Below are 19,873 nucleotides of genomic sequence, written 5' to 3'. Positions count from 1 at the left end.
TCGGATTTTAAAAGGTGTCGATGACCCAGTCCATTGTGGCAGAAAAAGCTTTCTTGATCGAACTGACGACTCCTGCAGCCCCTGTCTGCACATTACTGAACAGCATCTGCTGCTCACCATTTGGCTGCTCCAGGGACCCAATCTGTACGTCCGCAAACACCCCGTCATAAATGTCGTCCTTTTTGTTCACTTCACTATAGGCCGCTTCCAATGCGACACCACCGCTGCTAATGCTTGGATCGATCTGTTGCTTATCCAAGAGCGGTATCTTGTCCACGGAAACACTGAGACGGTCGCCTTGAACAGTCATTTCGAATGGACGCGTATTTTTTATGTTGATCGGGTATTTTTCCAGCTCGGGAGCACCAGACTCGCCTTGCTCTCTCGTATAAACAGAGGCACGGTCGAAGGTCAAATCTTCAGGATTCCAAACCACTTGGCTCAATTCCGTCTTGAAAAGCTCCTGAACCTCTCCTTTTTCCTTCTTCTGCTCGACGCGCAGCTCATTATCATGCAGGACGACCCGTACAAAGCTGTCTTTTTCCCGATCATAGCGCAAATAAATGGACTGCTTGCCGATTACATTCCCTTCCAGCTTGGCAGAAAGCTTGATATCCTTCTGGCTGTTGCTGTTTTTTAAATATAACATGCCAGAGCCAGCAGCTGGAGAGGTCAAGACGATCTGATCCTCCATAAATTGCGCGGCACCACCGAGACGGTCCCACTCTTTGGCCTGCTCTTCATCGCCGCGAACGAAGCGAATCTTCTCGTCGGTGTCTTTTTGGATGCGCATCAACAAATGATTCGTGTACCAGTAAGGTTCTGGCTGCACGCGGGTCAGGTTGTACAGATCGCCCTCGCTGTCGTTGTAGGCGGTTCCTTCCCGGTTAAAGTGCATCGTAAAGTACTTTTTGATATTCGCGTCGTTCGCATCCGCTACCAGGCGATTCATGCCGCCATACAGGGTGTTCGCATGCATGATCATATAGGCACCCGGGACAAAGCCTAATTGCTCCATATACGTATCATTCATCAGCTTGTAGTCTTCGTTGATTCTCGCTTCCATCTTGCTTCTGTCTTCCATCGGGATCATGTTGCTGTCACGAATAAAGTCCATCAAGTAGTGGTTATAGTAGCCCACCTTTGTTTTATTCGATAATTCACTCTCATCCTTCACCCCGATGAAATTGCCCTGATCATCAAATACATTGATATATGTCAATCGATAGCCGTTAGAGCCGAGCTCCCAGAAACCATTTTCCATCATTTTTTTCATGTCCTCGGGCTGGAGGAACTTGTTTTCGCTATTCCCCATCTTGTTTCCGTAAGACAATGCCGTTGCTTTGAAGTTGTACTTCTCCAAGAGCGGCTGGGCAAACAAGCTCGAATCGTTGCGGCCATCTTCAAAGGCCAAGAACAGAGCCTTGTCCGGAAGTGGCTTCTTGTTCTTATAAAAGTCCAAAACATCCTGCTGCGAGATGGTTTGATAGCCTTGATCGTAAAGCGCCTGAAGCTGCTCATCCAATTGCTTCTTGGCTACCAGCTTCGGTGTACCTGAACGGCCTACGCCAAAATAGGAGATAGCGATAAAGCCTTTTTCATTCGTCCAGTTTGCTTTATTCGGTTCCTCGTACTTCTTCCAATCAAAACCGGCATTGTATAACATGACACCCAAGACGACTAAGATAGCGACCTGGATCAGCGTCTTGATAAATTTATTGCGATCTTTTTTCCGATAGTCCAAGACATCACTCGTCGTTTTCCCCATAACTCCTGACACCCTCACTCCCTTTGTCTTTCCCACTTAAAAAGGCAACCCAAAGCCTTTTTTGTTCTTCTTTCGGGCTTCTTTTTTCAATCTCGCTTCGACGTCCTGCGGCGTTTCTCGGGTACCCCAAGTCGATTTCCAGAAGGTCACCCAAGCCACAGGCATCTGCCACAACAGCACCAGCTCATAAAACACACAAAAGACAATCCCGAAAATCCACAGCTTGCTTCTACGGAAAAACAGATGGGCCAAACTCATTAAGAGCGCCATCAACAGCAAGCCCATTAAAAACGTGCCCGGGAAAACGTGATGAACGAGCGGAACGTATACGAGGTTGTACAGTACGATGACGGGAGCAGCGATAGGAACAATCAGACCGATGTAAAAGAAGATCGCCATAAAAGGCTCCTTGCGCCAAATAAAGCCGCTGGCACGCAAAGATTCCCTCAACCACGAACGCTTCCAGCGCATCTGCTGCTTCAAAAATACGTTCATGTCTGACGGCACAATCGTCGAGCAAATCGCAGAATCCTGATAGCCTGTCCGATGTGTTCGCAAAATAAAGTTGGTCATGCTTCGGTCATCGCCAAAAGTGGCAGGCTGCCCGAGAAACTTCTGATTCAGCCATGCTTCGGAATGCTGCAAAATCAATTCCTTGCGATAGCAAGACAGCGGCCCAGACAAGCAGGTCACACTGTCAAACCACGACTCAGCCGCCTTCATGATGCGAAAAGCAATGTAGTAGCGAACCGTTTGCAGCTTGGTGATCGCGTTGGTGAACTTGTTTTCCACATCCGTACGCCCTGCGACACCACCCATTTTCGGGTCTTGGAAAGGCTGTACGAGGTTGCGGATCGCAGTCGGCTCCAAAAAGCTGTCTGAATCAACGAAGACAACCAAATCGTGCTTGGCCATTTCCACACCTTTTACCAAAGCGACCCGTTTCCCGCCGTTTTCCGGAAGAATGTGCTTCTTCACGCGTTCACGGGTCATATAGCGCTCGGCCTCGTTATGAATCATATCGATGACCTTTTGAATCTCTTCTGCCGATCGGTCCGTCGAACGGTCGTCTACTACGATGACCTCCAGCTTATCAATTGGGTAATTTTGATTCACACAACTCAAAATCGTCCGGTGAATCCACTGCTCTTCGTTAAAGCACGGAATAATAATGCTCACGCCCGGTGTATAGTCCGGATTGACGGCAACCTCCCGATAAAGAGCACCGAATAAATACCGTGTCAGCAAAAAGGCAGCAGCAATCAAGCTGTACAAATACAAGTAAATGTTGTATTTGAAATAAATCACGCTCTCCGCACGCATGAGAACGATAAACGCCGCAGCGACAAACAGGGAAGCACTTGCGATATAAATCGCGTATCCCCAGCGCTTTTTACGAAAATACTCGGTCAGCGGTTTGGAAAACTCGAAGGCGAGCATGAACTTCTGACGTCCGTCCTCTTCCTGCGTAAACCGGCGAACGACAGTTGCATCCAGCTTCACGGTTGACTCATAGCCTTCTGGCATCGTACCTGGCGGAATCGTGCAATGGATCATAAACACTTGTCCCACCTGAATGTCTTCCATCTCCGAATCTAGTTCAACTAATAGTCCAGTCGAAGAAATGTCGACGGCTCTGGCCTTGTTTCCATCCTTGACCCGCTGTTTCTTGGTCAATAGCGTCACTGGGAAATCCGCCATATAGCGCAGACTCAGCATCCGAATGCGATTCAAATATTCCGGGTTCTCCAGGTTTCCTGGCTCACTCGTGTCTTTAGCACCGCGGCGGTCCACTTGGACACGAATTTTCTCCGGGTCTGGCACATTCGATAGCACGCGCCTCTCTGTCTTGGAAACCGTCAGTACTTCTTCGATTTTCTCTTTCTTTTTCGGCTTTATTTTCTCTATCAACTGTTTCATCACTGTCGCTCTCTCCCCTCCACTGCCTACAAGCTCCAGTAATGAAATCCACTGTTTTCAAAGTCAGCTTTGGAATAAGTCTCTTTTATATCGATCATGATTTTTGCTTCATTCTTGCCGTACATCGCGGCAAAATCAGCAACTCCCATCTTGGCAAAGGCAGCATGCGGCACCGCTACAACCACCATGTCCAAGTCGTGGAGAGCCTCCATCTCTGACAGCTCGATGCCGTATTCCTCGTATGCCTCCCGGGGATTCACCATCGGGTCTACGACCAGCGGGCTGATCCCGTACTCCTTCAGTTCCTCGATGATGTCCGTCACCTTGGTATTGCGAATATCTGCGCAGTCCTCTTTATAGGACAGGCCTAAAATACCAATCCGTACATTTTGAAGGTCGAGCTTCGAGCGAACGGCCATTTTGATGATCTGTTGGGCGACATATTTCCCCATGCCATCGTTAATATGTCTGGCCGCCAAGATAATGCGGGAGCGATAGCCGCTGTCTTCTGCTTTGTACGTTAAATAGTAAGGGTCGATACCGATGCAATGCCCTCCGACCAAGCCCGGTGTAAAAGGGATAAAGTTCCATTTCGTTCCTGCCGCTCTCAATACGGCTTTCGTCGGGATATCCATCTGATTGAACAGCATCGCCAGCTCATTCATAAACGCTATATTGACATCCCGCTGAGCATTTTCAATGACTTTTGCTGCTTCCGCCACCTTGATGCTTTCCGCTCGATAAACGCCTGCCTTAATCACGAGCTCGTAGACGCTTGCCACGATTCCCAGCGTTTCTTCATCCATCCCCGATACGATCTTTACGATATTCTCTAGGCGATTTACCTTGTCTCCCGGGTTGATGCGTTCAGGTGAATACCCGATCTTGAAGTCTTCCCCACAACGCAAGCCCGACTCCGCCTCCAGGATTGGCAAGCATACATCTTCGGTTGCCCCTGGATAAACGGTTGATTCAAAGACAACGATTGACCCTTTTCTCAACTGTCTGCCAACCATGCGGGATGCACTTTCTACATATTTCAGGTCGGGAACATTCCCGCTTTTGACCGGAGTAGGCACTGCTATAATATAAAACCGTGCTTCTTGCAATCTATTTTCATCTGAAGTGAATTCTATTGCTGCGTCACTCGTTAGCTCCTGATTCACGTCAGCATCATGAAAGTTTCCCTTTTGATAGGCTGCCACTTTCTCTTTGTTTACATCGAAGCCAATCACATCAGCACGCTTGGACAGTGCCACCGCAATCGGCAAGCCTACGTACCCAAGACCGACAACGGCAATTTTTTCTTTCCTCTCCACAATCCCTTCGTACAAATTCATAAGCTGGCTCCCTCTCCCTGTTCTATTTTGGCATTATTGGCCAAACATCTCTGTCATGGGTACAAACGTGTATCCTTTGCTTCTAAGCTGGTCAATTGCGGTCGGTAGCGCCTCTATTGTGTGAATGTCATCGAGCATGTGCAGCAGAATCACGCTTCCGCTCCGTGTCTGCTCCATAATGGCTTTCACGATATCGTCCGCACTCCGTTTCTTGTCGTAATCGGTTGGCGTCACATCATAAATCGTAATATCTTTGTAGCCCGTTGCTGCAATCGCCTTGAGTGTCTGTTCGTCGAACGCCCCTGTTGGCGGTCTGAAATACATCGTCGGCTTCTGCTGAATCGCTTCGGTAATGATCTGATGGGCTTTGACAATCTCTTTTTGCAATTCTTCCGGTGCAATCTTGGTATTTACCGGATGAGAATAGGTGTGGTTGGCTACGTCGTGTCCCGCTTCCGCAATCGCTCTCGCCAGGTTTGGATTTCGCTCTACACCATCTGCGCGAAGGAAAAACGAAGCCTTTACTCCTTTTTTGTCCAGGATATCGAGAATCTTCGTAACTGTTTGATCCGTACCCCAATCATCGAAGGACAAGGCGACCATCTTCTTGTTCGTTTCTTTTCGATAGATGAGATTTGGCTTGGACTCCTGATAAGCCGGATTTATCTTGGCTGCATCAAAACCCGGAATTTCTTGCAGCGGCTTTCGCTCCCCGCCTTGTGCAATCAACTCGTGCAATGGAACGAATCTGTAACCGACATCAGTAGCAGCCTCTGCTAGGAGCCGGATGTTCTGTACGACAGACTTGTTTTCCTCTGTATCCATCGCTATGATGCCGCCGCGATTCATATATTTTCGTAAATAGCGGCTCTTTTCAGCTTCCGTCTCTTTTTGCCAATTGTGCAGGAACAGACTGGATGACACGACGGCTTCTTGTCCATTGTGAGCAGCTACCAATCGAAGATCGTCGTTGTAATCGCCCGACTTCGTTCGGATATACCGCGGTGTTTTGTCCGTCTCTCTTTTGATGACGTCATTGGTCAATTTGATATCTTCGTACATTTTCTCGTAAGGCTGATCCTGCAAATTCGATTGATTCAACGTGTTGTTTTCGATCTCGTGACCTCTAGCGACTATTTGCCGCGCAATGTCCGGCTCTTCCGCTACCCTCATGCCTGGCATGAAAAAAGCTGCCTTGATGTGGTACTTGTCCAACTCATCTAGCAGTCTTTTCATCGTGTCCTTATCTGCCATCCCATTAAAAGTAAGAGCAAGCTGTCTTTGCGTCGTGTAGACCATGGACACTGCCTTGCTCTTTTCCCCTTGGTAACGCTCGATTTTTTCAGGTTTGACTGGTTGCGGGCTGTCATCTGCACTGCTTTCGTTCCCCTGAAACGGTGAGCAGCCTGCCAACCATGCAACTATCGCTACAAGTGAGATCCAGTGGAATAAACGGAAACCACTGACCCCTTTCTTATGACTAATCATGATTGTCCCCTTTTCGTGTAAGAAATGCCCTTTACGCATAAAAAAACGACTATTTCATCTGCGTAACAAGTGAAGTGTAATCAAACACTTTTTGCACAGAAATGAACATAGTCTGTCTCTACACGCTAGCCTAACATAACCGCCTATGCCTAACAACTATATGAAGCGGTTTCATTTATGACAATTTATGGTCCCGGTGACGCTCTCCTTCCGGACGCTGCTTTCAAAAAAAAGACGAGCCACATTGGACTCGTCTTTCATCTGCTATAGCTTGATCGCGATTAATTTTAGTTCGGTCAGTTCCTCGACAGCATACTTGATGCCTTCGCGGCCAAAGCCACTGTCTTTTACACCGCCATACGGCATGTTGTCTACGCGGAACGTCGGAATGTCGTTGATCATCACGCCTCCGACCTCCAGCTCTTCCGCTGCGCGCATAGCTGCGTGAATGTCACTCGTATAGATGCCTGCCTGCAATCCGAATCGGGAGTCATTGACCGCATCAATCGCTTCGTCCATGGTCTCAAACGGAGTAACGACTACGATTGGACCGAATACCTCCTGGCAGGAGACGGCAACATGTGCGCCTACATTCGTCAGAATCGTAGGGGCAAAGAGGTTGTCACTGACAGGCTTACCGCCAGTAACTACATGTGCACCTGCTTCTACTGCTTCCTGTACCCATGCTCCCATGCGTTCATGATCCTTGGCGGAGATCACAGAGGACATGTCTGTCTCTTCGTTCAGCGGATCACCCAGCACGAGCTTTTCTGTGCCAGCCTTAAACTTCTCCAGGAACTCTTCGTACTTGCTCTGGTGTATATAGACGCGTTGCAGCGAGATACACACTTGACCGCTAAAGGAGAAAGCACCCATCACGCAACGATCAATCAGCGCTTGCGTGATTTCCACGTTGTGGTCGATGATCACTGCAGAGTTGGAGCCAAGCTCCAAGGTCACGCGCTTGAGTCCCGCTTTGTTTTTCATGGCGATTCCAACCGCAGGGCTTCCCGTAAAGGTGATCGCGGCAATTCGGCTGTCACTGACCAGCTTTTCACCTACGACTGCGCCTTTTCCAGGCAAAATGTTGAGCGCTCCTGCTGGCAAGCCCGCCTCAGCGAAAATATCGGCCAGGATCAGCGAGCTAAGCGGCGTCTGACTTGCTGGCTTCAGCACGACGGTATTTCCTGCGGCAATTGCAGGCCCGACCTTGTGTGCTACGAGATTGAATGGAAAGTTAAAAGGCGTGATCGCGCCGACTACGCCGATCGGCTTGCGTACCGTAAAAGCAAGACGTCCTTCACCACCCGGTGCTGCATCGAGCGGCACCGTCTCTCCGTGAATGCGCTTCGCTTCTTCTGCGGCGAACTTGTAGGTCTGGATCGTCCGAGCGATTTCTACACGACCTGTGCGAAGTGGCTTGGCGGCTTCCTGTGCGAGGATGACCGCCAGTTCCTCCTTGCGTGCTTCCATAATCGCAACTGCACGCTCCAGAATCAAGGCGCGCTGACTGGCTGGCATTTTCGCCATGACTTTGGCTGCTGCTTTGGCCGCCTTGATTGCCTCGTCGACGTCATGATCTTCTGCCTGAGCGATTTCAGCCAGCAGTTCCCCAGAATAAGGGGAGTAGAGCGGCGCGTATTCTTTTGCTTCTTTCCATTGTCCGTTGATGTAGAGATGCTTTTTCATGAGTATGGAGAACCCCCTCGGGCGTTTTAGTTCGTCACGTATTGGCTTTTCAGAACATCCGTCATAATGTCCAGTGCCTCTTCCAGCTGCTCGTCTGTAATAACCAGTGGAGACAGGAAACGCAGTACGTTGCTGTGGACGCCAGCCGAAAGCACGATGACGCCAGACTCGTAGCAGCCTTTGGTCAAGCCAGCAACGAGCTCTTTCGCTGGTTGTTTGGTTGTTGGATCGATAAATTCTACAGCGCACATCGCACCCAGCCCGCGCACCTCTGCGATCACAGGGAACTCTTTTTGCAACGCATGGAAATGCGCCTTGATCTTGTCCCCGATCACCTGCGCACGACCAGACAAGTCTTCGCGCTCCATTTTCTCAATGACCGCCAATGCGGCTACACAACCGAGCGGGCTTCCTCCATAGGTACCGCCGATCTCACCTGGGTTTGGCGCATCCATGATTTCTGCGCGTCCCGTAACCGCAGAGATGGGCAAGCCTGCCGCGATGGATTTAGACATGGTGATGATATCTGGCTCGATGCCGAAATGGGTAGAAGCAAACATGGCGCCAGTACGACCGAAGCCTGTTTGAATCTCATCGGAAATAAATAGGATTTGATGCTTTTTACAAATGTTGTAGACACCTTGAACGAAGGACACAGGCGGAACGATAAAGCCACCTTCTCCCTGAATTGGTTCCATAATCACGGCAGCCACTTCTTCCGGTGCAACCTCAGTCAAGAGGAAGTCCTCGAACTGACGCACGCAGAATTGCGCGTACTCATCATCTGTCATGGATTTCGGCTTGTTCAGTGGATACGGGAACTGCGCTTTATACGTAGCTGGAGCGAATGGACCCATCTGGAATTTGTACGGCTTCACCTTGGAAGTCAGTGACATGCCCAGAAGCGTACGACCATGGAAGCCGCGGCTAAAGGAAATGATGCCTGGGCGTCCTGTGTATTTGCGGGCGATTTTTACCGCGTTCTCTACTGCTTCTGCCCCGCTGTTTGCGAGCATCGTCTTCTTTTCAAAGCTGCCTGGCGTGATTTGCGTCAGCTTCTCAGCCAAGGCCACATATGGCTCATACATCCCTACATGGAAGCAAGGATGAATGTATTTGTCCAGCTGCGCTTTTAGTGCCTCAACTACTTCCGGTGGGCAGTGTCCGGCATTCAGTGTACCGATCGCTCCGGCAAAATCGATGTACGTATTGCCATCCACATCCGTAACCAATGCACCTGAAGCTGACTCTACAAAAACAGGGGTGTTGTTGCCGACACCTTTTGGAACGAACTGCTTTCTTTTTTCAATCAGAGCCGCTCCCTTTGGACCTGGCACACCAGCAGCTACGTTTACAAATTGACGTTGTTTGGACATATCGTTTCCTCTCCTCGTTCGAGATGGTATTAGTTGGATTGCTTGCTTGTAAACTCAACCACGATATGTAGCAATACCTATGCCAAACGCCAGAGCTTGATGAAATCGCGTTTCCGGCACTCCAAGCACATCGAATTATTCAAAAATGAATCGAAACACTCGGATATTTGATTCATTTTTGAATTAGCTATTCATTTTTGAATCACCTGGTGCGAATCTGATATTTTTGCAGCTTCCGCACGACAGAGGGCTGGCTAATGCCGAGAAAATCCGCGATTTCTCCCGTGGTCCGGCAGTGCTCGGATGCGAAGCGCAGCCATTTTTCCTCAACTTGTTCCAGTGCTTCCCGAAGCGACATCTTGGAAGTAGCCAGACTCGGCTCCATGGCTGCCTGCTCTTCCCCTGCCAGCCTGATTTCCGCGGGCAGATGCTGAGAAGTGATCACATCTTCGTCCGCTGTGACCACCATTCTCTCCAAGACGTTCTCCAGCTCGCGCACATTGCCGGGCCACTCGTACTGCATCAAAGCATGTGTCACGACAGGGTCCAGACGCTTGTCCATTCCGTATCGTTCATTGAGCGAGCGCACGACGCGCTTTAGGAGAGCCGCGATATCCTCTGGCCGATTTCGTAACGGCGGGACGTGGATCGGGACAACATTCAGGCGAAAATACAGGTCCTGCCGGAACTTCCCTTCCTTCACCATCTTCTCCAAATCGCGATTGGTGGCGGCAATCAGACGAAAGTCCACGTCGCGGTACTGCGTGCTCCCAACACGCTGCAGCCGTTTTTCTTGAATCACCTTCAACAGCTTGGCCTGCAAGGTCAGCGGCAGTTCCCCCAGCTCGTCCAAAAGAAGAGTCCCTTGGTTCGCCATCTCGATAATCCCTTGCTTGCCCTGCTTGGCGGCGCCTGTAAACGAACCAGCCTCATAGCCAAACAGCTCGGATTCCAGCAAGCCCTCCGGGATCGAGCCACAGTTGATATCCACGAATTGCCCACCCGCCCGACGGCTATTGCGATGAATTTCTTTCGCGATCACATTTTTCCCGACACCCGATTCCCCGAGGATCAGGACAGTCGAATCGACAGCCGCAACTTTTTTGATGAGTCGCTCAATGGCTTGCATCGGCTGACTCACTGCCACGAAGCCCTCCTGGTGCTTTTCGCGCAGCTCCTCAATCTCGGTTTCAAACTGCTTGAGCTGCTCTGTCAGACCTTCGTAGCGGCGTTTCAATTCCATAATTTCCGTCAGGTCATGGGAATAGCTGATGATCGAATGCATGCTGCCATCCTCGTTCCAGACGGGAAACGCCGTCACCATCAGCTTTCGACCGCCGGGTATTTCCTGCATGATCGTCTGCGGCGTCTTGGCATCCATGACTTTTCGCGTGACAGATGGAGAAAAGACCTTCCTTTTTTCCAGCTCGATGACGTTCTTGCCCAAGAGCTCTTGCTTCGCGATGCCGTACACATCATAGGACGAATCGCCAACCAGCCGGATGTAGCCCTCAGGGTCCGTGATTAACAAATGATCGCGAGACGTTTCAACAATGGCTTCCAATACGCGGCTCATCCACTTCTCCGTGCTCTCTTCTTTCTTCATCTCTTCGCCGCCTCACGTAGGTTATGATTAAAAACATAACATTCACGACTGTTTTATATGAGAGGGACACATTTAAAACCTGCAAAAATCCCCCTAATGTTCATCCATATACCCTTCAACATGCACGTGCCTTTCTTCATTCTAGCAGAAAATGATTTTCACAAAAAATTCATATTCAAAACGACAATTTATAACATTATTTCAAATAATTTTATTACATTAACGATAGAAAAAAGGGAGGCGATACCATCATTAGGATACTCTTAGTTGTTATTCTTGGGCTTTTGGCATTCAGTTTCTTTGATCTTGACATCAACATGGGAATAAACAGAAAGATTACCGTAGGCATTACAGTCGTTTTGGTTTTTTGGATGTCCTATCTTCAATATAAAAATCAAAGGAAAGGCAAATGAATGAAAAGCAAAGAAGCTAGGGGAAACCGTTTCGTTGGAAAGGATGGTAGGAATGACGCCTACAGTCGGAGACATCTACTGTGTTTTTGTCGAGAAGCTGCAAAAGTACACAGCTTGCCAGGTCACATCGATAAAAGAGCCTGGCACGAGTAACGCCAACCTCATCAGTATCCTCGAACTCGACTGGAGCAGCGATACACTGCCTGATGAATCAGAGCTGCATCAGATGAAGCCCTTATATTGCGACTACTTCTTCTGGAACAACGTACTGGAGCACAGCTATGTCGATAATGTCGTGCCTAAAGGCTACATAAAAGTAGGGAATATACCACCTCTCGTGACAGAAGAGACAAGGAGCTACGGCAGTTGGGATGTCGGAGGGAGCCTGTATCGTCAACATAAATGGAATCAAATTCCCGAGGAGCGTCGCCAGCAGTTCAAACAGGCCGCAAATGATGACACGATGATTTCACTGGGCGGGGAGAGCCTGCGCCGATCAACCAACGTCCTTCGTGCCGACATCCTGCGAAGCTTGACGGACATCTCTGAATTGGAAAAGCTGCCTTGCCTGACAAGCATCCATGCAGAGGAGCCTAACGATTCCTTGCTTGCCTTTATTAAAAGCAATCCGTTTATTCGGGAACTACACCTGGAGAAAGCAAGTCGCTCCTCTCTTGATCTGACAGGAAGCCATCTCAGTAAATTCTCTCTCCAAAACGCGGACGGGCTGGAGTCACTGCATCTAAACGATTGTCTAAGAGATCTTATACTGGACAAGGCCATTTCATCCAACCTGTTCATAGAAGCTGAGCAGGATGGGTATTGGCTAACCGCCTCGTTCTCAGATTCGCTGCCGCTTCACCGCGGACTTGACCATCTAGGAGGACTCCATCTGCGCAATGTGACGGAGCTGGACTTGCAGCCACTCGTCCAGCGGTATCCCTCGCTTCAGGACATCCGTCTGTGGGGCAAGCCTGGTACACTCAGCAATGTGGGCAGCATCAAGCACTTGAAGGAGCTACTGACGTTTACGACCTACGATCTGTTTGGCTTCTCCGGGGACGAGTTCCCTTCGCCAGATCAATGTCCCAAGCTCTCTACGCTCTGGATGACAAGCCTGCCAGCAGAAGCAGCCAAAACCATTAAAGCCGCCTACAAAAAAGAAGTGAAAAATGGGCTGGATTTGTCCATCACCAAGCCGCGCAAGCCCGAATGGCTGGCCAATAATTTAACCAATCCGTTTCGCGATTGGGATGGCAGAGAGCACATCTCAAAGGCCCATGCCAACAAGGCTGCCAATCTCTATAAAAAAATGAACACCGCGATCAGCGCGCTCGAAAAGCAAAGCAGCGAAGACGCGACGAATGCGGAAGAAATACAAACTGCTTTGCGTGCATGGGTCAAAGAGTACACAGACACTTTCAACAAAATGGATCGCCGGACTGGCTTTATTGAAACGGTTGAGCGGGAAGAAATTTTCGTTGTGCTCGTTGAGCTGCTTCAGTCGGCAAAACGGAATTTGGCTACTGCGGGTGTGGAAGTAGATGTGGACGAGCTTTTTGCTATTTTTGATCAGACACGTGATTTTTGAGGGAGAAAAAAGACGCCGCCTCTCCTACAGGAAGGCGGCTTTTGGTGCTTAGGCATTCTTTTTGATTACCCACGTACTCATGCAACGCTGTCCGGCTACATTCACCGTTTTGATTGGCTCCAGGAACACGCCTTGCAGTTTTTCCGTCATGCCCACCATCATCCGTTCCTTTACGAGAAAACGGGTGCTTCCGTCTGGCAACAAATAACGTTCATTTCCCAGTGGCTGTACAGCATCCTCAATCCCGATCGAGGAAGCAAGACGCATGAATAGAATGCCTCCTGGCTTCAGTACCCGCCACAGCTCCTCTAGCATCTGGCGAAAATGCTCTTCGTTTTCAGCAAAATGTAGAACGGCATTACTGATGATGAAATCGAAGCTTTCGTTTTCAAAGCTCATGCACTCAATCGGTTCCACACGAGCGCGCTCTGCTGACCAGTTTGGCGCCAATTGCGATGCCACCCGCTGTACAGCCTCAATGGCTTTTGCCGATTGGTCAACCGCGTACACCGAATAGCCATTTCGCAAAAAGTAGACCAAATTCCGCCCCGAACCGCAACCGGCATCGAGTATCTGCATTTCCTCCGTAACCCGTCCCTTTAACAACTGATCAAACAAGTAAATATCCATATCGCCAAACTGCTCGGCCAGATTCATATCTATCACAGCCTTTATCCAATTTTTCTTCAGTGTACCAATTTGCTTGTCATCTTCCAACGATGCCCACTTGGAACGGATTTACAAAATGATAGTTGACACCTGTTGACTACGATTGTAATCTTTAAAAAAGAATCAACGACTACAAATGTAATCGAAGGAGGTAGCTTACTTGGACGAGCAACCGCGAATCTCCGATGCCGAGTGGGAGATTATGAAGGTCATCTGGGCAAAGTCACCCGCTACAGCAGCCGATGTCATCCACGCCCTGCGAGACAACAAGACGTGGAAAGACAACACAATCAAAACCTTGCTCAGCCGCCTCTTGCAAAAGGGCATTCTCACCTATGAGCAGGTCAATCGCGTCTACTATTACTCTCCTATGCTCACTGAGGAAGAATGCAAGCGCCAAGAGCGCCAATCCTTTCTGCAGCGCGTGTACGGCGGGGCCTTAAAGCCCATGCTGGTTCACTTTTTAAAAGAAGAAAAGCTCTCCTCCCAAGAGATTGACGAGCTGAAAAAAATTCTTTCCGAAAAGGAGATATAAGCTGGTGGATTGGCAATGGCTCACACTCACCCTCAATCAAGGCTTTACGTGGACACTGTATAACTCCATCGAGGCCAGTCTTCTTGTGCTCCTGATCTTGCTCTGCCAGCAGCTCGGCAAAAAGCATTTCTCCATCCGCTGGCACCACGCCGTATGGTTCCTGCTTCTCTGGAAGCTCGCGGTTCCTTGGTCGATAGACAGCACGATCAGTTTGTATAACTGGCTGCCTGCTTCGCCTTGGACATCCATACAGGGAGCGCATCCGCCTACGGAACCGATTGTTCTCCCTACAGAGGCTTTGCATCCGCATAAATTTGCCCTCCAACCAGATGCCTCTCTAGCAAACGAAGCGAGCTTTTCCTGGATCAGCCTGCTTTCCCTCATCTGGATCGGCGGTGTCGCCATTTTCGCTGTCACCATGACTCGCAATACATACCGATTGCTCTCTCAGCTAAAAAACGATGTGTTTGTACAGGATGAAGCCATTTTGCGCGTCTTTTCCCAATGCAAAAAACAGATGGGCGTCACCAAGTCCATTCCCCTGCGCATGAGTCACCAGATGACAAGCCCTGCCTTGATGGGCATCTGGCGACCGCAAATATGGCTGCCGGAAAATCTTTTGGACAAGCTCAACGAGCATGATTTGCGCCACATTTTTTTGCATGAGCTGGCACATTGGAAAAGACGAGATATTCCTGTAAACAGCATCATGAGCGTGCTGCTGATCCTCAACTGGTTCAACCCGTTGTTATGGTACGCCGCTTCCCGCATGCGTCAGGATCAGGAAATGGCTTGTGATGCCTTGGCTTTGACTTATTTGCAGGAGACGGAGGTACCTCGCTACGGATACACCATGATCAAAATGCTCGAGCTGAATGCCCGGCCCAAACCAATTCGCTTCACAGCCGGGTTCTCCAGCTCCAAAAAACAGGTGAAAAGGAGAATAGAAATGATTCGTCACTTTCAAAAACGAGCGTATACGTGGACCCTATCTGGTATCGTGGTCGTCTTGGCTTTAGGCGTCTTCACTTTGACTGATGCAAAAAAAGCGCTAGGGAACGAGCAGACCTTTGTCGTCCCCGCAGAAGGTACAATCAAAAGCCCTATTGATCAAACAATAGGCTTGAGAATCGTAAACGAACTGAATACGCCCGTTCAGGCAGCCGCGGCCGGTAAGGTGGTCAAGGCTGAATACGATACACAAACAGGGAAAGGCAACCAGATCATTCTGGAGCATGAAGGCGGGTATCAAACGGTTTATTCACACTTGGAAAAGCTGGAGGTCACCGCTGGAGCTACTGTGACCCAAGGCCAGCTCATCGGTCTGTTGGGAAGTACGGGACGCAGCACGGGACCGCATCTTGCTTTTCAGGTTCTCGAAAATGGTGTACCCGTTGATCCGATGAAGCTGTTGGAGACTTCGCAAACACAGAAGTAACCTCATGATGAAAACCCATCAGGTTAAGATCATCTGATGGGTTTCCATCCAGAAAACTGCCACAATACGAGTGAGAAATGTAGAATTTGGAGGCACACCATGTTGAATATTTTCACGTTTCTTCTAGAATTCGTGCGAGTGGTCATCATCTTATTTGCGGGCTTAGCCCTGCTGTTTTTTCTTGAGTCCAGATTGTTCATGATCACTCTAGAAGGAGCACCGTTCTTCCTTTTATTGTTCGCCAATATGATTCTTATCCTTGTTTTTTACCGAAACAAACTTCAGTTTAGCGGCTGGTACAAAGGGAAAGAAGTAAAGCGTTTGCCTTCCCGAACAAGCAAAGTCCTTATTTTCACCGCTTTTCTAGCAATCATTTCTGCATTTTTCCTATAGCCCAAAATGCTGCTTCGACAGCTCTTTAAACCGTTTGCCGTCAATCTCCTCTTTCGTCAAGACGCCATCCACCCATTGCGTGAAAGAACTGTTCGTCAACGTAACATTGCCTCTCTCTGTCAACTGCGTCAGCAAAGGGCTTTTGTTGAAGGGAGACTGTTCATGACCAACAATAATCGTCTGAATCTCGTTTAATTCCGTTTCATCCGTCACCAGCTTCTGCGAATCAAACGTATAGCCGATTCTCCAGTCCGTATCCTTGTGCCGCAGCTTCATTTCGAGTACATAATCGCCATACTCCGTCTGCTCTTTCTTGATCCGAAACTCACCATTGCGCGAAGAAACGGTCTCTCCGGTTAACGGAACAGGCTTTAACGGCAGGTTCGAACCAAAACCCGTGTCGAGCAAATACGTTTGCCCCTCATATGTAAGCAAAATCGTGGCATGCGTTCGACCAATCGTGTAGTACTCGCCAATGTCCTGCCTGTAAACAACTCCGCGAATCAGATGGGCGTCAAAGCCATTTTCCAGCAAGAAGAAATACAGCATCGGGTTGAGCTCGTAGCAAAGACCGCCTTCGTTTCTGACCAGTATCTTCTCCATGACGGACTCTCTAGAGATTACGCTTGTTCGCTCTTCCATAATGCACAGGTTTTCAAAAGGAATCGCCAATGCTGTCAGATCAAGGAGGCGATCCAATGTCTCGAAGGTAATCGTTTCATTTTCTGGCATACCGATTCTTTTCCGAAATAAGGCATTCAGTTCACTCATGCTTCTTCCCCCTAATTAGGTTCTCCCTCAAGTATACGACACGCTCCAGCACGATTTCCTTATATACCGAGCAGCTTCAGCTTTCGATACAGGGTGCGAAGCCCGATCCCGAGTTCTTCGGCCACCCGCTGCTTTCCTTTCAAATCACTGCCGTGCTTTTGCAGCGAAGCGCGAATGGCGTCCGCTTGTGCATCGGCGACCCTCGCTTTGATAGCTGGACTTGAATGCGAGGGAGCCACTGAAGGACGAGCACGAAGGCGCGGAGGCAAGCTGTCGACAGTCAGTACCGTGTCTTGCTCCATGTTCATGGCGTACTCGATGGCGTTTTCCAGCTCCCGCACATTGCCCGGCCAGTGATAGTGCGTGAGCTGATTGATTGCCTCTCGTGCTATCCCGAAGAAGGTGCGCCCTGCTTGCTCTCCGTACTTCTCCATAAATGAAACGGCCAAGAGCTCGATGTCTTCCTTGCGCTCTGCGAGTGACGGGACGTGTATCGGAATGACGTTCAACCGGTAGTACAAGTCGGCACGAAACGCTTTTTTCTCCACGAGCTCCTCCAGGTTCTGGTTCGTCGCCGCGATGATTCGTACATTGATGGGAAACGACCGCGTGCCGCCGATGCGTTCCACGACCTTTTCCTGCAAGACACGCAGCAGCTTTGCCTGCAACGAGAGTGGCATATCGCCGATCTCATCCAGAAAAAGCGTACCTCCCTCTGCCATTTCGAAGCGCCCTGGCTTTCCTCCCTTTTTGGCTCCGGTAAACGCGCCGTCCTCATAACCGAACAATTCGCTTTCGAACAGATTTTCCGGAATGCTGGCGCAATTGATCGCGACAAACGGGTAGTATGCTCGCGTGCTTGCCTCGTGAATCGCTTTTGCCAGATGCCCTTTGCCTGTCCCTGTTTCGCCGGTAATCAGTACCGTAGAGCTGCTGTTACCGATTTTCATCGCCATTTCTTTGACCTGTTTGATGGCTGGACTGTTTCCCACGATTTGAGCAAGGCTATCCGCTTTGCCAGACGAACGGCTCGGTTGATGATCCATCAAACGCGGAATGGTTAGCGAGCCCCTCTGCACGCGAAGCACGCCGCCAATGAGCTGACTGTTGACGATGATCGGCGTGGCCTCGGTCGGAGCATCCAGCTTGTCAACGAGACAATTGGCAATCGGCAAGGAATGCGCGGCCATCCGTGATAATGACGGCAGCAACATCCGTGAAACCTCCGCAGGCAGCAGTTCATGCTGGGACAGCAGTCTACGCGCGCTGGCGTTCGTGTGAATGACATTGCCATTTCGGTCAAATGTGAAGTACGCATCGGCAACTGTATCCAGCGCTCCCTCCAACAGCCTCATGGAGTCATCAGACGATTCGATCTGTCTGGTCGCATGGGACTGTACAATCGCCGTAATCATCTCGCTGACTTCTGTCAGGATTTGCTGGTATTTCTCTGTATGCTTGGACAGGCGATTTTGACCTTCCTTCGTAAAGGATGTGAGGGAAACGACCCCGATTGCATGATTAGCTACCTTAATAGAAGAGAGCAGCTCTACTTTGGCGGGGCAGCTGTCGAGAAAACGGCATCCTTTGCACATTTCCATGGAGCCGGGTTTGTCTACCACATACTGTCCTTTTGCCAACACGAACTCAATCGAGGGCACATGCACATTTTCGCCTTTTTGTTTCAAGTAGCGCTCTGTACTCACGACCAATAGGCCGCGCTCGTTAATCACCGCAGCATCCACGTTCAATATATCTGAAATGCTTGTAATGACCTTTTCGATGGCTGGTTTGCACAGATCCAACGAAACCATGGATATCCTCCCTGCTTATTGTCCTTGCTTTCTATTTTATGAAACATTTAGACAATTCACAAACATTTTACCCCTGATGTTTGCCAATAATGACAACTCATTGCCACTTTTGTCACTGCCATGACGGTCCAACACGCACGCAGAATCTCGTGAAATCAGCTTTTTTAGCAATCAAGCAAGGAGCATGTAACTCGGCGGGGTTCATTTCGTACTTGGCACAGTGATTGCAATATAAACTTTTCAACTAGGGGGAGTGATCAACCATGGTAAACACGAACGAGGTATTCAATCTGCAAGGAAAGGTAGCCTTGGTGACAGGTGCTGCTTCCGGTATCGGACTTGCAACAGCGAAACGACTGGCGCAATTCGGAGTAAATGTCATGCTGCTTGATATCAACGAAGAGCTCGGAGAAAAGGCGGCACAAGAAATCGTAGCGGCGGGCGGGTCAGCCCGTTATTTTACATGCAATGTCGTTTCCCAACAGGATTGTCGTGAAGTAACCAAAGCGATCGAGGAAGCGTATGGTCGCATCGATATTTTGTTCAACAACGCAGGCGTGATTCGAAGAAAGACAGTCGTCGAGCTGGAAGAGGACGATTGGGATCTGGTCGTCGATGTCTCCTTGAAGGGGGCTTACAACCTCTCGAAATTCGTCATTCCGGTCATGGCGAAAACAGGCGGAGGCAGCATCATTAATACGGGCTCTGGCTGGGGCATCAAGGGCGGTGACAAGGCTGCGGCCTACTGCGCGGCAAAAGCAGGCGTCGTCAACCTGACACGAGCAATGGCGATTGACCACGGTCCGGAAAACATCCGTGTGAATTGTGTGTCACCCGGCGATACCGACACACCTCTATTGCGAGAAGAAGCGCGCCAGCTGGAAAAGGAAGAGGGAGCATTCCTCGTCTCCTCTGCCCAAGGGCGTCCGCTGGAGCGTCTCGGTTCTCCGCAAGATATAGCCAATGCTGTCCTGTTTTTTGCCAGCGACCTGTCATCCTGGGTGACTGGTTCCGTACTGGTCGTCGACGGCGGCGGTTTGGCTTAATGGATCGTTATTCCGA

General features: G+C 49.6%; 14 protein-coding genes. 4 read left to right on the top strand and 10 right to left on the bottom strand.

The window, feature by feature from the left end:
• Window positions 1-7 precede the first annotated feature (7 nt).
• The 7 genes from FB479_RS14095 to FB479_RS14065 form a co-directional block, all read right to left on the bottom strand.
• A complete protein-coding gene (locus FB479_RS14095; RefSeq protein ID WP_142065726.1) occupies window positions 8-1,768 on the bottom strand; it encodes a polysaccharide deacetylase family protein in 1,761 nt (586 codons plus the stop codon).
• Window positions 1,769-1,804: 36 nt separating this feature from the next.
• Window positions 1,805-3,688, bottom strand: a complete 1,884-nt coding sequence (locus FB479_RS14090) for a glycosyltransferase (RefSeq protein WP_142065984.1) — start codon at window positions 3,686-3,688, stop codon at window positions 1,805-1,807.
• Window positions 3,689-3,714: 26 nt separating this feature from the next.
• On the bottom strand, window positions 3,715-5,028 hold the full coding sequence (locus FB479_RS14085; RefSeq protein ID WP_142065725.1) for a nucleotide sugar dehydrogenase: 1,314 nt from the start codon (window positions 5,026-5,028) through the stop codon (window positions 3,715-3,717).
• 33 nt (window positions 5,029-5,061) lie between these two features.
• The gene (locus FB479_RS14080) at window positions 5,062-6,516 is read right to left on the bottom strand and encodes a polysaccharide deacetylase family protein (protein ID WP_142065724.1); all 1,455 of its coding nucleotides are present in this window, start codon (window positions 6,514-6,516) and stop codon (window positions 5,062-5,064) included.
• A gap of 264 nt (window positions 6,517-6,780) precedes the next feature.
• On the bottom strand, window positions 6,781-8,205 hold the full coding sequence (locus FB479_RS14075) for an aldehyde dehydrogenase family protein (protein ID WP_142065723.1): 1,425 nt from the start codon (window positions 8,203-8,205) through the stop codon (window positions 6,781-6,783).
• 26 nt (window positions 8,206-8,231) lie between these two features.
• Complete coding sequence (gene gabT, locus FB479_RS14070; protein ID WP_142065722.1) at window positions 8,232-9,581, bottom strand: 4-aminobutyrate--2-oxoglutarate transaminase; 1,350 nt, start codon at window positions 9,579-9,581, stop codon at window positions 8,232-8,234.
• A gap of 202 nt (window positions 9,582-9,783) precedes the next feature.
• Entirely contained in the window at window positions 9,784-11,187 is a 1,404-nt protein-coding gene (locus FB479_RS14065; RefSeq protein ID WP_142065721.1) for a sigma-54 interaction domain-containing protein, read from the bottom strand.
• Window positions 11,188-11,643: 456 nt separating this feature from the next.
• Between FB479_RS14065 and FB479_RS14060 the strand changes: the two genes are divergently transcribed.
• A complete protein-coding gene (locus FB479_RS14060; protein ID WP_255438415.1) occupies window positions 11,644-13,191 on the top strand; it encodes a hypothetical protein in 1,548 nt (515 codons plus the stop codon).
• A 48-nt stretch (window positions 13,192-13,239) separates the two neighbouring features.
• Here the strand turns inward: FB479_RS14060 and FB479_RS14055 are convergent, their stop codons facing one another.
• Window positions 13,240-13,908: a class I SAM-dependent methyltransferase gene (locus FB479_RS14055; protein ID WP_142065720.1), complete on the bottom strand. Its 669-nt coding sequence runs from the start codon at window positions 13,906-13,908 to the stop codon at window positions 13,240-13,242.
• A 112-nt stretch (window positions 13,909-14,020) separates the two neighbouring features.
• Here FB479_RS14055 and FB479_RS14050 point away from each other — a divergent pair, with 112 nt between their 5' ends.
• Both FB479_RS14050 and FB479_RS14045 read left to right on the top strand, forming a co-directional pair.
• Complete coding sequence (locus tag FB479_RS14050; protein WP_142065719.1) at window positions 14,021-14,395, top strand: BlaI/MecI/CopY family transcriptional regulator; 375 nt, start codon at window positions 14,021-14,023, stop codon at window positions 14,393-14,395.
• A gap of 4 nt (window positions 14,396-14,399) precedes the next feature.
• Window positions 14,400-15,833 carry a M23/M56 family metallopeptidase gene (locus FB479_RS14045; protein WP_142065718.1) on the top strand — a complete coding sequence of 478 codons (1,434 nt, stop codon included), beginning with the start codon at window positions 14,400-14,402 and terminating at the stop codon, window positions 15,831-15,833.
• Window positions 15,834-16,220: 387 nt separating this feature from the next.
• Here FB479_RS14045 and FB479_RS14040 read toward each other — a convergent pair whose 3' ends face one another.
• The gene (locus tag FB479_RS14040) at window positions 16,221-16,997 is read right to left on the bottom strand and encodes an arylamine N-acetyltransferase family protein (protein WP_142065717.1); all 777 of its coding nucleotides are present in this window, start codon (window positions 16,995-16,997) and stop codon (window positions 16,221-16,223) included.
• A 59-nt stretch (window positions 16,998-17,056) separates the two neighbouring features.
• Window positions 17,057-18,811: a sigma-54 interaction domain-containing protein gene (locus FB479_RS14035; protein WP_106657246.1), complete on the bottom strand. Its 1,755-nt coding sequence runs from the start codon at window positions 18,809-18,811 to the stop codon at window positions 17,057-17,059.
• A gap of 263 nt (window positions 18,812-19,074) precedes the next feature.
• On the opposite strand from FB479_RS14035, the gene FB479_RS14030 reads away from it, so the two are divergent.
• Complete coding sequence (locus FB479_RS14030; RefSeq protein WP_106657247.1) at window positions 19,075-19,857, top strand: SDR family NAD(P)-dependent oxidoreductase; 783 nt, start codon at window positions 19,075-19,077, stop codon at window positions 19,855-19,857.
• Window positions 19,858-19,873: the final 16 nt, after the last annotated feature.

The organism is Brevibacillus sp. AG162 (assembly GCF_006715575.1).
GTDB lineage: Bacteria > Bacillota > Bacilli > Brevibacillales > Brevibacillaceae > Brevibacillus > Brevibacillus brevis.
This window is presented reverse-complemented; position numbering and strand designations above follow the sequence as displayed.

Coding starts and splice junctions, on each gene's coding strand:
- FB479_RS14095 (WP_142065726.1), bottom strand. CDS start 1,768: ATGGGGAAAACGACGAGTGATGTCTTGGACTATCGGAAAAAAGATCGC.
- FB479_RS14090 (WP_142065984.1), bottom strand. CDS start 3,688: ATGAAACAGTTGATAGAGAAAATAAAGCCGAAAAAGAAAGAGAAAATC.
- FB479_RS14085 (WP_142065725.1), bottom strand. CDS start 5,028: ATGAATTTGTACGAAGGGATTGTGGAGAGGAAAGAAAAAATTGCCGTT.
- FB479_RS14080 (WP_142065724.1), bottom strand. CDS start 6,516: ATGATTAGTCATAAGAAAGGGGTCAGTGGTTTCCGTTTATTCCACTGG.
- FB479_RS14075 (WP_142065723.1), bottom strand. CDS start 8,205: ATGAAAAAGCATCTCTACATCAACGGACAATGGAAAGAAGCAAAAGAA.
- gabT (WP_142065722.1), bottom strand. CDS start 9,581: ATGTCCAAACAACGTCAATTTGTAAACGTAGCTGCTGGTGTGCCAGGT.
- FB479_RS14065 (WP_142065721.1), bottom strand. CDS start 11,187: ATGAAGAAAGAAGAGAGCACGGAGAAGTGGATGAGCCGCGTATTGGAA.
- FB479_RS14060 (WP_255438415.1), top strand. CDS start 11,644: ATGGTAGGAATGACGCCTACAGTCGGAGACATCTACTGTGTTTTTGTC.
- FB479_RS14040 (WP_142065717.1), bottom strand. CDS start 16,997: ATGAGTGAACTGAATGCCTTATTTCGGAAAAGAATCGGTATGCCAGAA.
- FB479_RS14035 (WP_106657246.1), bottom strand. CDS start 18,811: ATGGTTTCGTTGGATCTGTGCAAACCAGCCATCGAAAAGGTCATTACA.
- FB479_RS14030 (WP_106657247.1), top strand. CDS start 19,075: ATGGTAAACACGAACGAGGTATTCAATCTGCAAGGAAAGGTAGCCTTG.